At 67.2% G+C, this 14,620-nt stretch carries 9 protein-coding genes; 3 read left to right on the top strand and 6 right to left on the bottom strand.

What is annotated here, in order from left to right; genetic code table 11:
* Nucleotides 1–64 precede the first annotated feature (64 nt).
* Nucleotides 65–1,138, bottom strand: coding sequence for a fatty acid desaturase (locus AAF481_00625; protein ID MEM7479649.1), 1,074 nt, complete (start codon nt 1,136–1,138; stop codon nt 65–67).
* 92 nt (nt 1,139–1,230) lie between these two features.
* Here AAF481_00625 and bla point away from each other — a divergent pair, with 92 nt between their 5' ends.
* On the top strand, nt 1,231–2,019 hold the full coding sequence (bla, locus tag AAF481_00620) for a subclass B1 metallo-beta-lactamase (protein MEM7479648.1): 789 nt from the start codon (nt 1,231–1,233) through the stop codon (nt 2,017–2,019).
* 80 nt (nt 2,020–2,099) lie between these two features.
* Here the strand turns inward: bla and AAF481_00615 are convergent, their stop codons facing one another.
* From AAF481_00615 to AAF481_00595, 5 genes are all read right to left on the bottom strand, one after another.
* The gene (locus tag AAF481_00615; protein MEM7479647.1) at nt 2,100–4,280 is read right to left on the bottom strand and encodes a carboxypeptidase-like regulatory domain-containing protein; all 2,181 of its coding nucleotides are present in this window, start codon (nt 4,278–4,280) and stop codon (nt 2,100–2,102) included.
* 109 nt (nt 4,281–4,389) lie between these two features.
* Nucleotides 4,390–4,695 carry a hypothetical protein gene (locus AAF481_00610; GenBank protein ID MEM7479646.1) on the bottom strand — a complete coding sequence of 102 codons (306 nt, stop codon included), beginning with the start codon at nt 4,693–4,695 and terminating at the stop codon, nt 4,390–4,392.
* Between the two features lie 91 nt (nt 4,696–4,786).
* Nucleotides 4,787–7,963, bottom strand: coding sequence for a multidrug efflux RND transporter permease subunit (locus tag AAF481_00605; GenBank protein ID MEM7479645.1), 3,177 nt, complete (start codon nt 7,961–7,963; stop codon nt 4,787–4,789).
* Nucleotides 7,964–9,208 (bottom strand): efflux RND transporter periplasmic adaptor subunit, encoded by a 1,245-nt coding sequence (locus AAF481_00600; GenBank protein ID MEM7479644.1) that lies wholly within the window; start codon nt 9,206–9,208, stop codon nt 7,964–7,966.
* Complete coding sequence (locus AAF481_00595; GenBank protein ID MEM7479643.1) at nt 9,208–10,737, bottom strand: efflux transporter outer membrane subunit; 1,530 nt, start codon at nt 10,735–10,737, stop codon at nt 9,208–9,210. Before AAF481_00595 ends, AAF481_00600 begins: the two co-directional genes overlap by 1 nt.
* 239 nt (nt 10,738–10,976) lie before the next feature.
* On the opposite strand from AAF481_00595, the gene pheS reads away from it, so the two are divergent.
* The gene (gene pheS / locus AAF481_00590; GenBank protein MEM7479642.1) at nt 10,977–11,981 is read left to right on the top strand and encodes a phenylalanine--tRNA ligase subunit alpha; all 1,005 of its coding nucleotides are present in this window, start codon (nt 10,977–10,979) and stop codon (nt 11,979–11,981) included.
* Nucleotides 11,982–12,015: 34 nt separating this feature from the next.
* On the top strand, nt 12,016–14,400 hold the full coding sequence (gene pheT, locus AAF481_00585) for a phenylalanine--tRNA ligase subunit beta (GenBank protein ID MEM7479641.1): 2,385 nt from the start codon (nt 12,016–12,018) through the stop codon (nt 14,398–14,400).
* The last annotated feature ends 220 nt before the right edge of the window (nt 14,401–14,620 follow it).

Genomic DNA, 14,620 nt, shown 5'->3' with positions numbered 1-14,620 from the left:
TCTATGCGCTCGATGTATTCAAGCGGCGCTATGTTACCCGAGCCGCCTCGCTGGGGGTTGACCCTCAGGCTGGGCGCCGCAACTCCCGGAAACCCACCAGCAGCCGGCGCTCCTCGTCCCACAGGCGGAGGCGGGCGCAGGCCAGGCTTTCCCAGAGGGTCAGATGGGTCACTCGACGCAGTTCGGCGTTCTCCTCGAAGCACTCCCGCAGGCGGTAGTTGGGGATGCGGCTGGAGAGGTGGTGGATGTGGTGGTAGCCGATGTTGGCGGTGAACCAGTGGAGGATGCGCGGTAGGTCGTAAAAGGAGCTGCCGTGGGCGCCGGCGCGGTAGAAGTCCCACTCGTCGCCTTCGTCCCAGTAGCTCTCTTCGAACTGATGCTGCACGTAGAACAACCACACGCCAATGGAGCCGGCGAGCATCACGATCGCCACCTGCACGATCACCACCGTCTGCCAGCCGAGCCACCAGGACAGTGCGCCGCCGATAGCGAGGATGGCGAGGTTGGTGCCCATCACGCTGGCCCATTCGCGCTTCCAGGCGAAGGGGGTGTCGAAGGGGAAGCGGTGCTTCAGCACGAACTGGTAGAGCGGACCGAGCACGAACAGCACAAAGGGGTTGCGGTACAGGCGATAGCCGAGCCGGCCCCAGCGCGAAAGGGCCTGGTATTCGCGCACCGTCAAGGTAGCGATGTCGCCGAATTCGCGCCGGTCGAGGTTGCCGTGGGTCGCGTGGTGAATGGCGTGGGTGCGGCGCCAGTATCCGTAGGGGAAGAAGGTCACTACCCCGAGGGTGGCGCCCAGCCAGTGATTGGCCCGCGGCGAGCGGAAGAAGGAACCGTGGCCGCAGTCGTGCTGGATCATGAACACCCGCAGAAAGAAGCCAGCCGCCGGCACCGCCAGGGCCGCCGTCAGCCAATAGGAGACCCCGACGCTCCAGGCCATCGCCGCCCACAGCAGGACGAAGGGCACCACGGAAGTGGCGACCTGGAGCAGTGCGCGCCCTCGGTGCGGCCGTTTATAGGGCGCGAGCAGGCGGTTCCAGGTGCGGGCGCTAGTGGAGGTGGAGGCACGCGCTTCGGCGGCCTGATCTTCGATTGGTGGAACATCCGTCGCGGGTAGGGAAGCGGCTGAGGTCATGGTCCGATTCTGTCCGCATTCCGTGTCATGCGCGGTCACATGAGCGTCAGGAATGCCTTGCCTCCGGATGAGCGATCGCGCATCATCGGGCCATGCTCCGAGTCCCTTTCAGGACCTCGTGGATCATTCTGCTGACCTGTTTCCTGGGGTCTCCCCGGCTGGCGGCGGACGAACCCGGCGAGGCCGGGTACCTGGTGCCCGGAGTCCCGGCTGCAATCCACGAAGAGGTCGAAATCCACCCGCTCGAAGATGGCCTTTGGCTTCACCGCAGCCGCACCGCCTGGGAGGAGTACGGCACCATCGAGGCGAACGGCCTGGTGATCGCCGGCTCGCAGGGCGCCTGGATCATCGATACCGCCTGGAACGAAGAGCAGACCGAAGCCCTGATCGCCTGGGTAACCGCCGAGGTGGGGCCGTTGCTCGGAGTCGTCGCCACCCACTTTCACTTCGATGGCCTCGGCGGAGTGAGTGCCTTCCATCGGCGCGACCTGCCGAGTTGGGGGCATCAGAAGACCGCGCCTCTGGCGCCCACCTGGAATCTCGAAGCGCCGCGTCACACTTTTGCCGAGAGCGCCGAACTCTCCACCGGTAGCGGGACCGTCGAGCTGTTCTATCCGGGGCCGGGCCACAGTCCGGACAACATCGTCGTCTGGCTACCGGAACGCCGGGTCCTATACGGCGGGTGCCTGATCAAGAGCGCCAAGACCCGCCACTCCGGCAATCTGGAAGATGCGGACGTGACGGCCTGGCCGGCGAGCCTCGATGCGGTGGGGAAGCGCTATCCGGCGGCGAGAACGGTGGTCCCAGGCCACGGCGATCCGGGGGATCTGTCGCTCCTCGGCCACACGGCGAAGATCATCGCCTCGGCGGCTTCGCCCTGAGGTCTCTCAGGGTTTCCAGAGAATCAGTGTCGGGTTCTCGAGGCCTACGCTGAGCACGCCAATTCGGACGGCCAGTCCTTTCAGTCCACGGCTTCGACTTCGAGCCGCGACGGCCAGGGTGGCGGAACGACCTGACCGAAGGAGGCCGCCAGCGCGTTCGGATCGCGCAGCGCGTCCTCGCCGGCCTTCCAGGCGGTGATGGTGAACGATCCGGCGGGAATTCCCGATCCTCGCCAGGTGCCGTTTCCGTCCGCCGCACTCTCGCCGACCAACCACTGCAGGATCGGGCCGTGGAGCACCATGCCCCTTACGTCCAGGGCGATTCGGGCCCAAGGGATCGGCTCACCTCGAGAAACCAGGAGGGCTTGGAGGGTAGGGCCCGCCGCTGGAAACGCGAATCGCTCGTCACCGCTCGGGATCCGGTCGAGCAAGAAACCGGCTCCGGCGAAGCGGGCGGCGAAGGGGTGAGAGATGAAGCGTTCCGGTATTTCCAACTCTCCCGCCACGCCCGTCGTGCCGGACCACTCGAAGGTTCCATCCGCCCCGCGGAGCACCACGACTTCGGCACCTACCGCCGGAGAGCCGCCGGGTCCCGTGAAGGCAAGGATCAACGGAGTCGCTTCGCCTTCGGTCTCCAAGGCGATCTCGAGGGTGCGCTCTCCGGTTTGGTCGTCCACTACGAAATCGGAAAGCTCGGCCGAGAGGAATCCCTCGGCGGAGGCGTGGAGATCGAGGCTGCCGTTTCTCAGGGCGGGCAGGAGGGCGAACCCATCGGCGTCGGTCTCCACCCAGCCGAAGTACTCGCCGATCGGCTCGTCGTCCGCGAGGTGTAGATTCGCATACCGCACCTTGGCACCTTCGACCGGCTCACCGGATGGATCAGCGGTGACTGCGACCTCCACGCGATTCTCCGGCACGTGGAAGTCGAATTCGGTGTCCTCTTCGAAGGACGTGTAGCCAAGAATCTCCCAGTGCGGCTTGCGGAGAGGCTCGTCGTCAACGAGAACGACTTTCGCCTGCGAAGGCGGCCGATGGATGGTGATCTCGTATCGGCCCTGGGCGTCCGTGGTGACGGACTTTCTGTACTTGGGATCGCTTCCGTAGAGCTGAAAGTCGATCTTCGCCCGGGCGGGTTCTTCTCCTCGGTACACCACGCCGTGGATCCGAAATTCCCTGATGCGGATCTCGATCTCCCGGTCCCGCCAATCTTCCAGGTTCACCTGTTGGGTGACGCGCGAAGGCGGGATCTCCACGACGACCGCGAGGTTCCGGGCAGGCACGTGCTCGAAGGCTGAGGATAGCTCCTGCGCAAGGGGACGCGCGGTGACAAGATCGCGCTCCGGATGGGTGAGGAGCTGGATCGCGGCGCCCTCGGGGAGCGTGAACTCCGGAGGCATGAGCAGAGAGACTTTGAGTCCGGGCAGCGGGCGAAGGACACCGCGATAGGTTTCGACTTTGCCGGCGCGCAGGGCGAGATCCTGCACCGGCAGGCCGGCGGAGGACGACGTGACAGCGATGGACGCGAGACGTTCCGGGCGGTCGAAGAAGACCCCGTAGACACGTTCCGCGGTGGCGATCCATACGTCCGGGGATTGATCCTTGCCCTGCTCGTTCTTCAACCGCAGCTCGACATCGTCTTCCGTCCACTCCTGGATCGCCCGGGGACGATCCAGGATGACCAGCACCGAGGTGTCGCCCGAGGGCGTCGGCGGAGCGATCTCCACGACGCCTTGGGCGGGTACCGCGACCGGCCGCGCCAACCAGCGGTACTCGTCGCGCACGGTATCGAACACCCCTGCCAAGACCGGGCCTGCCGGCATCAGAACGCCCTCATGGGCATCCGAGGTGACCCGACGAGACATCTCCGGAAGCGGGAATCCGAGGCTCTGGTGGCTGTCGAGGTGGAGGAGCCGGAGTTCCTCCGTTGGCCCCAGCGTTTCTCCCTTCGCCAGGCGAACCGTTCCAGCGCGAACCACGCGGCGGTAAACCATGCTGCCTCGGCCCTTGAAGGGAGGCGCCGAGTAGCGCATCACCCCGTGGGCGGGGCTGATCCAACCGTTGCCCTCGATCCAAAACCGATAGGCTCCGGGAGTCGGAACGATCCAAGCGCCCGCCGGCATGGCCTCCTCGACGTGTGCCTCGGCGTCTTCCATGCGAACCAAATGAACCGTCAGACCGGCGGGATCTAGAACTTGCGGTTCTCCTTCGAATCCGGTGGCGGAAGCCAGTCCGAAGAAGGCGAGCGCCGCCTTGCCGTTCACTTCGCCTTGCTCCGGCAAAAGAGCTGGCTCTTGAGCAAGCGCTACGGGGCAAAAGGTGAGTGCCAACCAAAGAATGGACTGGAGGGACCTGGCCATTTCTAGGGCTAAATCAGAACAGTCCCGCCTGCAAGGTGTGGATACAGCACTGATCCCTTTGGTAGTTGTTGAAGCATTGATCTCCAGGCCAGTACATGATGCAGCCGATGGACCCCTCAACGCAGCGATCCCAGAAGAAATCACACCGGGCGAAGCAGTAGTAGTTCGAATCGTCCAGGCAGCCGATCCGGTGGGTTGACGTGTCTGCTTTCGACGAGTTCGGAACTTCGGGGAGGTCCGAACCATCCGCTGCCAAAGCGGCGGGGCCGACGAATACGATCATCAGTAGAGCGAAGACTAGGGCGATTCTGAGAGTCATCGGCGGCCTCCTTTGAGTTTCAAAGTTCGGAGATTCTACATTGAGCTCGGCGAGTCCTCAATACCAGGTTCCTCCGTCCGTCAGATTCGACTCAGGTCGCCGGCAGGGTGTCTTCGAGCGGCTCGTCGGGCGCTGCGGGTGCGTCCGGTCCGTCCGGCTCTTGCCGCCCGCCCTTGACTCGCTCGCGCATCCCTTGAATCAAGGCGTAGAAGGGCGGCACGAGGAGGGTGCCGACGACGGCGGCGGCGAGCATGCCGCCGAGGAGCGCCGTGCCCATGGACTGGCGGGCGGCGGCGCCGGCGCCGGTGGCCAGCACCAGCGGCAGGATGCCCAGCAGGAACGAAAAGGCGGTCATCAATACCGCCCGGAATCGCAGGTCGGCGGCCGTCTCGGCCGCTTCGAGAATGCCGTCGCCGGATTCTCGGCGCACCTTGGCGAACTCGACGATCAGGATGGCGTTCTTGGCCGCCAGGGCGATCAGCATCAGCAAGCCGACTTGAACGTAGATGTCGATCGGGTGACCGAGGATCCATTCGAGCACCAGGGCGCCGACGATCGCCACCGGCACCGCCAGCATCACCGCCACCGGCACCGTCCAGCTCTCGTACTGGGCGACCAGGAAGAGATAGACGAAGAGCAACCCGAGGAAGAACATGATCGGCCCCTGGGCGCCGGCTTCGATCTCCTGCAGCGAGGTGCCGGACCATTCGATGCGGAAGCCCTGCGGCAGCACCTCGTCGGCGACCTTCGCCATCTCCTCCATGGCGTCACCGGAGGAGATTCCCGGCGCGGCGCTGCCGCTGATCTGCACCGACTGGGAGAGGTTGAAGCGCGACAGGGTCTCCGGACCGACGGTGTCCGAGATCGCCACCAGGGTGCGCAGCGGCACCATCTGGCCGTCGCGGCTGCGCACGAAAAAGCGTTCGATATCCGACGGCTCGTCGCGGAAGGGGGCGTCGGCCTGGATCATCACCCGGTAGGTGCGGCCAAACTTGTTGAAGTCGTTGACGTAAAGGGAGCCGAGCTGGGCCTGGAGGGTGGTGAAGATCTCCGACAGCGGCACCCCTAGGGTCTGGGCTTCCTTGCGGTCTACGGTCAGGCCGACCTGCGGCATGCTGGCGCTGAAGTTGCCGAACACCTGGGTGAGTTTGGGGTTCTGATTGGCGGCACCCAGCAGGGCGCCGAGGGCTTGGGCGAGCTCAGCCGGGCTGGCGCCGGGGCGGGCGAGGAGCTGGAGCTCGAAGCCGCCGGTGTTGCCGAGGCCGATGATCGGCGGCGGCGAAAAGGCCAGGAGATTCGCACCCGGTACGCTTCCGAAGCTGCCCCAGGCGCGGCCCACCAGCGCTTCGACGGATTCCCCCGGCCCGGTGCGCTCTTCCCACGGGTAGAGGCCGGCGATGACCAGCGCCTTGTTGGCGCCGCTGCCGCCGATGAAAGAGAACCCGCCGATCGAGATCACCTCTTCGACCCCCGGAAACTCGGCGAGCATGTCCTCGACCTGTGTGGCCACCACGTCGGTGCGGCTGACGGTGGCGCCGTCCGGGAGCTGCACGTCGATGAAGAACACCCCCAGGTCCTCCTGCGGCAGGAAGGCGGTGGGCAGGGTGACAAAGAGCAGGCCGGCCACTCCGAGGAGCAACGCCACGGTCAGACCCACCACCGCCAGGCGGCGCACCACGAAGGCGACGGCCTTGCGGTAGCCGCCGGTGGCGCGGCCGAATGCGCGGTTGAACCAGCCGAGGGGCCCGCGCTGGGCGGGTTCGCGGTCTGGCCGCACCAGGAGGGCCGCCAGGGCCGGGCTCAGGGTGAGGGCATTGACGCTCGAGATCAGCACCGACACCGCCAGGGTAACGGCGAACTGCTGGTAGAGGCGGCCGGTGGTGCCCGGGAAGAAGGCCACCGGCACGAACACCGCCAACAGCACCAGGGTGGTGGCGATGATCGGGCCGGTCACCTCCGCCATGGCGACCCGCGTCGCCTCCTTCGGCGGCAGCCCGTCGTTGACGTGCCGCTGGACGTTCTCGATCACCACGATGGCGTCGTCCACCACCAGGCCGATGGCGAGCACCAGGCCGAGGAGCGTCAGGGTGTTGATCGAGTAGCCAAAGACGGCCAGGAAGGCGAAAGTACCCACCAGGGACACCGGGATCGCCACCGCCGGTACCAGCGTCGCCCGCCAGTCCTGCAGGAAGACGAAGGTGACGAAGACCACCAGCAGCAGCGCAATCCCCAAGGTCTTGACCAGCTCTTCGAGGGACGACTCGATGAAGCGGGTGGTGTCGAAAACGATCTTGTAGTCGAGATCCGCCGGGAAGGAGGCGGACAGGCGCTCGAGTTCCGCCTCCACGCCCTTGGCTACGTCCAGGGCGTTGGCGCCGGGGAGCTGAAAGATGGCAAAGTTGGTGGAAGGCGAGCCGTTCAGGCGGTTGAAGCCGCTATAGGACTGGGCTCCCAGCTCCACCCGAGCGACGTCTTCGAGCAGCACCAGCGAACCGTCGGTACGGCTCTTGACGACGATCTGCTCGAATTCCTTGGCTTCCACCAGCCGGCCCCGGGCGCGCACCGTGTACTGGAGCGGCTGGCCGTCTTCGCCGGGCGGTTCGCCCACCCGGCCGGTGGCCGCCTGCACATTTTGGTCGCGGATCGCCGTCGCCACGTCGCTGGCGGTCACCCCGAGGGTGGTCATGCGGTCCGGATTGAGCCATACCCGCATGCCGTAGTCGCGCGGCCCGAAGAGGGAGGCGTTGCCGACGCCGGGCACCCGGGAGAGGTTGTCGAGGACGTTGATCGAGACGTAGTTCGACAGGAACAGGCTGTCGTAGCGCCCGTTGGGAGAATAGAACGAGACCACCAGCAGCATGGCGCTCGACTGCTTCTGCACGGTGACGCCGCGGCGGGTCACATCCTCCGGCAGAAGCGGCGTGGCGAGGGCCACGCGGTTCTGCACGTTGACCGCCGCCAGGTCCGGGTCGGTGCCCACGGCGAAGGTGATGTTGAGGTTGTAGGCGCCATCGCCGGAGCTGGAGGACGACATGTACAGCATGTCCTCGACGCCGTTGACCTGCGCTTCGATGGGGGTGGCGACGGTGGCCTCGATGACCTCGGCGCTGGCCCCCGGATAGACCGCCGTCACCAGCACCTGCGGCGGCACCACCTCCGGGTACTGGGCGATCGGTAGGGCCTGGAGCGCAATCACTCCCGCCACCACGATAACGATGGAGACCACCAGGGCGAAACGCGGGCGGTCGATGAAAAAGCGACTGATCATCTACTCGCTCTCGGTGCTCTCGGGGGTGGAATCGTCCGCCGGGGCAACATCGCCAGCTGCCTCCGCCGGTCCGGGGCTGCCTCCGCCGGCCGGGGCCGAGTACGGCTGGGCGGTGACGGGCATCCCCGGCTGAACCTTCTGCGCTCCCTGCACGATCACCCGTTCACCGGCCGCGGCACCCGAGAGTAGCTCCCACTCATCACCCACCCGGTCGCCCAGGGTCACCGGCCGGGCGGCGACGGTGCTGTCGTCCTCGACCACCAGCAGCGAAGGGCCGTCCTGCGCCTGCTGCACGGCGGTTTGGGGAATGAACAGGGCCGGCCGGGAATCCTGCCGTTCGGCGATCACCGTCACGAACTGCCCCGGCACCAGCAGGCCGCTGGGATTCGGAAACACCGCCCGCACGATGAGGGTGCCGGTGGCGGGGTTCACCTGGTTGTCGACGAAGTCGATAGCGCCCGGCTGTTCGAACACCGTGCCGTTGGCCAGCTTCAGGCGCGGCACGTAGATCGGGTCACCGGTACCGGCGGCCAAGGCCTCCTGGCGCAGCGACAGTACCTCGCGCTCGGTGACCGCGAACAGCACGTGGATGGGATCGAGCTGAACGATGGTCGCCAGTGGACCGGAGTCTGGCCCCACCACGTTGCCTTCGGTGACCAGGGCGCGGCCGATGGTGCCGGAAATCGGGGCGGTGATGCGGGTGTAGCCAAGGTCGATGCCGGCCGTTTCGAGGTCCGCCCGGGCCGAGGCGAGGGTGGCTTCGGCGGCCAGCTCGTCGGCCTTCGCCTGATCGCGCTCGGCACCGGCCACGGCGTCCTCGGAGACGGTGTCCAGGCGCTCTCGGTATTGCTGCGCGTTGGCGAGAGCGGCCTCCGCGTCGGCCACCGCCGCCTGCGCTCGGGAAACGGCGGCGGCGTAGGGAGCGCGTTCGATGGTGAACAGCAGCTCGCCGCGCCGCACGGTGTCGCCCTCGACGAAGGAGCGCCGCTCGAGGGCGCCCTCCACCCGCGCTTCGATCTCCACCTGCTCGACGGCGGCGGTGCGGCCGACCACTTCCTCGACCTCCTGGATGGCGCCCTCGCGCACCGGCGTCACCAGCACCAACGGTGGCGGTGGTGCAACACCCGGCGGGCCTCCGCCGTCAGCCGATCCGCCGCCACAGGCGGCGAGGCCGGCCGCCGCCCAGGCGAGGAGCAGCAGGGCGGCGAAGGGTTCGAGTCGGGATCTTGGAATCGTCGGATTCATCAGCGGTTTCCTTCGTCCGAGGTAGCGTCCGGCAGGGCCTCCGGGTTGGAGGAACGCGGCAAGGGCGTCCAGCCGCCTCCCAAGGACTTGTAGAGGGCGACGAGGTTCTGGGTGACGCGGCCTTCTGATTCGGCGCGCTGGTCTTCGAGGGCCAGGAGCGAGCGTTGGGCGTCGAGCACCTGTTGGAAGTCGCGCAGGCCGGAACGGTACAGCTCTTCGGCCAGCGCCGTCGTTTTCTCGGTGGCCGCCACGGCGGCGCGCAGGGACTCGAGCCGCAGGCGCTCCTGGGCGAAGGACACCAGGGCGTTTTCGCTCTCTTCCAGGGCGAGCAGTACCGTTGACCGGTACAGGCTCAGGGCCTCTTCCTGGGTGGCCGTTTGGGCGGCGATGCCGGCGCGGACGGCACGGCGGTCAAAGAGCCGCCAAGAGAACGACGGCCCGAAGGTGCTGAACGGGCTGCCGCTGTCGAACAGGCCGTCGAGGTCGAGCGCCTCGACGCCGATCGAACCGGAGAGGGCGAAGCGCGGGTAGAGTTCCGCCGTGGCCACCCCGATGCGCGCCGTCTCGGCGGCCACCCGGCGCTCCGCCGCCAGCACGTCCGGCCGCCGCCGCAGCGCCTCCGCCGGAATACCGATGGCGATCTCCGCCGGCGGCAGCGGGATGGCTCCGGCGCGCTCTTCGGCCGCCGCCGCTTCGAAGCTCCCGGGAACCGCTCCGGTGAGCACCGCTAGACGGTTCTTCGCGCCCGCCAGGCCGGTGCGCAGCGGCGGAATCTGAGAGCGGGTGGTGGCGAGGTTCGAGCGCGCTTGCTCGACGTCGAGACGACCGGCCAGGCCGGCGTCGAAGCGCTCCGAGGCGAGATCGAAGGTCCCTTGCTGGGCGGCGAGGTTGTCTTCCGCCAAGGCCAGCCTGGCCTCGAAGGTGCGTAGATCGACATAGGTGGTGGCGACCTCTGCCACCAGCGATACGCGCACCGCTCCCAGATCCGCGGCGGCGCCTTCGAGATCGGCGACGGCGGCCTCGACGGACCGGCGCACGCGGCCGAACAGATCGAGTTCCCAGCTCGCGTCGAGGGCGGCGCGGTAGATCTCTACCCGGTTGCCGGTGCCGGCCTGGCCGGGAGCGGAGGTCTGAGCGCTCGACTCGGCGGAGATCACGCTGCCGCTGGCGTCGACCGTCGGCAGGCGATCCGTCTCGGTGCTCCGCAACAGCGCCCGGACGCGGTCGAGACGGGCGCGGGCGGCGGCCAGGTCGGGACTGTCGGCGAGGGCGCGTTCGATCAGGTCGCTGAGCACCGGGTCGTCGAGGGCCTGCCACCAGGTCACCAGCACCCCATCGGCCACCGGCCCGGCGGCCAGCGGCCCGTCCGCGGGAACGCTCCAGCGCGGCGCTTGCGGCGTCTCCGGTGGAGCATAGTCCGGGCCGACGGTGACACAACCGCTGGCGAGCGCCGCCACGAGCAGAGCGGCGGCAAGAGGTCCAAGGGCGCGGCCGGGCGCGAGCGGTAGGTGCTGGGCAGGTGACGACATCGAGACTTCCCCTCGAAATCCAGCTCGCCAATTCCATCGCGAGCGGAAGAACATGTAGCAGGCGCGAATATACCGTCCCCGGGAGACAGATGGGGTTTTTGCCAAGGCAATCCGCCGCCGAAGATCGCGACGAGGAGTCGAGGCTGTCAGCGGCGCTATACTGCGCCCTCGGCCGGCGCCCGTGTACTGTACGCACGGGCCGCCATTTCGTTCGAGGTCGCCCGAAAAAGGACCACCCCATGCAACTTTCCGAGATCGACTCGCACTTCGAAGCGGACCTTCAGGCGGTGGATTCGGCCGAAGCGCTGGAAGCTCTACGCATTCGGTATCTGGGCCGCGGCGGTGCGCTGGCGGCGGCGCGCGATCAGGTGGACTTCCGCAGCTTGGCGCCGGAGGAGCGAAAGGAGGTCGGGCAGACCTTCAACCGGGTCAAGACCCGCATCGAGGAAGCGATCGCCGGGTTGAAGGAGACCCTCGGCGCCGGCGCCGCCACGAAGGACTTGCCGGCTTTCGACGTCACCCTACCGCCGGTGGCGCGTCCGCCGGGCACCATCCATCCGCTGATCGCCACCCAGATCCAGGTGGAGGACATCTTCCACTCGATGGGCTTTCGAGTCTTCCAGGGCGACGAGGCGGTGTCCGAGTACGACAACTTCGACGCCGTCAACATCCCCGGCGACCATCCGGCGCGGGAGATGCAGGACACCTTCTGGCTCGAGAACGGCGACGTTCTGCGCACCCACACCTCGTCAATGCAGAACCGCGCCATGCGCGAGCTCGGGGTGCCCTTGAGGGCGATCTTTCCGGGCCGTTGCTACCGCGCCGAGGCAACGGACGCCACCCACGAAAACACCTTCTTCCAGCTCGAAGGCATGTACATCGATCGGGAGGTGTCCGTCGCCAACTTGATTGCGGTGATGAAACACCTGTTGATGGCGGTGTTTCAGTCGGAGATCGATGTGCGCCTGCGGCCGGGTTACTTCCCCTTTGTCGAACCGGGCTTCGAGCTGGACTTCAGGAGTTCGGTGGTGGGCGACAACCTGCGCTGGATCGAGTTGATGCCCTGCGGCATGATCCATCCGGCGGTGTTGCGCGAAGGCGGCGTGGATCCGGAGGAGTATTCCGGCTTCGCCTTTGGGTTGGGCCTTTCGCGCCTCGCCATGCTCAAGTTCGGCATTCCCGACGTCCGCCTGTTCAACAAGGGCGACCTGCGTTTCAACGAGCAGTTCGTCGCCACCTTCTGATTCCCCCGAACAACACCCTGTCGAGGATACTCCGTTGAAACTCTCATTGGATTGGTTGTCGGAATTCGTCGATCTCGCGGACCTGGAGCCGTCCACCGTCGCCGAGGAGCTCAGTCTGCGCACCGCCGAGGTGGAGGGCGTGGAAGCGGTGGAACGTGCCGTCGCGGGAGTGGTGGCGGCGGAGGTGTTGACCTGTGAGGCGGTGGTCGGGGAGCCGCATCTCGCGCGGGTGAAGGTGAACTTGGGTGAGCGTGAAGCGGAGACCGTGTGCGGCGCGCCGAACGTGCGGCCGGGGCTGCGGGTGGCCTTCGCCGGCCCGGGCTGCAGGTTGGCGGACGGCAGCGAGGTGGCGCCATCGACCCTGCACGGCATCGCCAGCGAGGGCGTGCTCTGCTCGGCCGGTGAGCTGGGCCTCGGCACCGCCCACGAAAAGCTCCTCGAGCTGTCCGCCGAGGTAGCCGTGGGGGAAGGTCTCGAAGCCCATTGCCCGGCGCGCGATCTGTTGGTCGAGATCGACAACAAAAGCCTCACCCATCGGCCGGACCTATGGGGTCACTACGGTTTCGCGCGCGAGCTCAGCGCCATCTTCGAGCGTCCGCTGCAGACCTACCCGGTGGCGGATCTTGCCGACTATGCGGACCTGCCGGCGGTGCCCGTCGAAGTGGAGGATCACGCCGAGTGCGCGGTGTACACCGCCTTTGCCTTCGATGTGGCCTCCAATCCGCCGTCACCGCTCAAGGTGCAGCGCCGGCTGTCGGCCCTCGGCACGGCGAGCAAGAACCTGCTGGTCGACCTGTCGAACTACATCCAGTTCGAGCTCGGCCAGCCGACCCACGCCTTCGACGCCGCCCACGTCGCGGCGGGAATTCGGGTGGCGCGCTCCGCAAAGGTCTATCCCTTCCGCACTCTCGACGGCAAGGACTGGCCCCTCGCGCCGGAAGACCTGTTGATCTGGAGCGGCGACCGGCCGGTGGCGATCGCCGGCATCATGGGCGGTGCCGGCAGCGAGATCCAGGACGACACCTCGCGGGTGCTCCTGGAGAGTGCCAACTTCGACGCCACCCGGGTACGGCGCACCGCCTCCCGGCTAGGCCTCAGGACCGACGCTAGCCTGCGCTTCGAGAAGAAACTGCCGCCGTTGACTGCCCGCATCGCTGCCGAGCGCTTCTTCCGGCTGGCCCAGGAAGGCGGCGCGGAGCCGGTGGCGAAGTCCCGCCACGTCATCGCCGGGGATTTGCGGGATCAGCCGCGGCCGCTGTCCATTGCCGGCGGCTACCTCACCCGCCGCGCCGGCACCGAGATCACCGACCGGCGCGCCGCGGCGATTCTCCAGGGCATCGGCTTCGGCTGTGAGATCCGGCCCGAAGGCGGCCTCGACATCGAGATTCCGGCCTTCCGGGGGGAGACGGACATCGCCCTTCCCGAAGACATCTCCGAGGAAGTGATGCGCCTCTACGGCTACGACCACATTCCACCGCAGCTCCCCATCGCGCCCCTCGAGCCGGTGGACTTGAACGAGAGGGTGCGCGGGCACCACCGCCAGCGGCGGGTGCTGACCCAGGTGCACGGATTCTTCGAGTGCCACAGCTACGCCTGGTTCGATGACGCCTGGATCGAGCGCCTCGGCTATCGGCCGGAGCGCCCGCTGGTGCTGCGCAACCCACCGAGCGAGGGCAAGGCGCGGATGCGCGATGCCCTGCTCCCCAACCTGTTCGAGTTCGTCTCCAGGAATCGCCGTATGCGCGAGGACTTCCGGATCTTTGAGCTGGGCAGGGTGTTCCGTCTCGACGAAGCGGGCCGAAGCGCCGAGAAGAACCGCCTCGCCGGGGTGAGCGTGGTGCAAAGCGGTGCGGTGAAGGTCGACGAACACCTGCGCTCGCTGCGCGCGGCGGTGGACGATCTCGCTCGGTTGGCCGGGTTGCCGGCGTTCACCTACCGGGTAGAAGACCAAGACCTCGATTCCTGGGCCGTCGCCGGCTACTGCCTGAGCGTCCATCTGGGAGAAGAGGAAGTCGGCCGCCTCGGGGTCCTCGCACCGGCGATCCGCAAGGTGGTCCTCGACGGTGGCCACGCAGTCTGGTTCCAGCTCGATCCGGACCGCCTGGCCGGGCGAGTGTTCCCGCCACGCAGCTACCGTGAGTCGCCGGTACATCCAGGCTCCTGGCAGGACTTCACGGTGATCTGGCCGCGCCGCCGGGGCTACGGCGCGCTGGCCGCCGAACTCGACCGCTTCGCGCACCCGCTGATCGAAGGCCGAGACTTCCGCGGCGTCTACGAACCGCCGGGAGGCGACACCGCCAACTACACCTTCCGCTACTCCCTGCGCGCCGAGGACCGCACCCTGACGGCCGAGGACCTGGCGGACTTTCGAGAAGCCATCGTGCCGTTCCTGGAGTCGATCGGCGGGTTGGTCCAGTAACGGCCCGTGCAGTGGCTCCGGCGACTCGCTGCGGCCTGTGGTAGAAGAACTTTTGCCGACGGACTGCGTTTCACTACCTGGCGATGGCAGAGGCGGAGGTGGCGCCCAGCCGATCCGCCCTGGCCTGAACGAATCACGCTACGGGGATGACGATCATGCGACTGAACAAATCAATGGCCGCCCTTGCTCTCCTGCTCTTGTGGACCGCCGGTTGCTCGGG

Source organism: Acidobacteriota bacterium (assembly GCA_039030395.1).
GTDB lineage: Bacteria > Acidobacteriota > Thermoanaerobaculia > Multivoradales > JBCCEF01 > JBCCEF01.
This window is presented reverse-complemented; position numbering and strand designations above follow the sequence as displayed.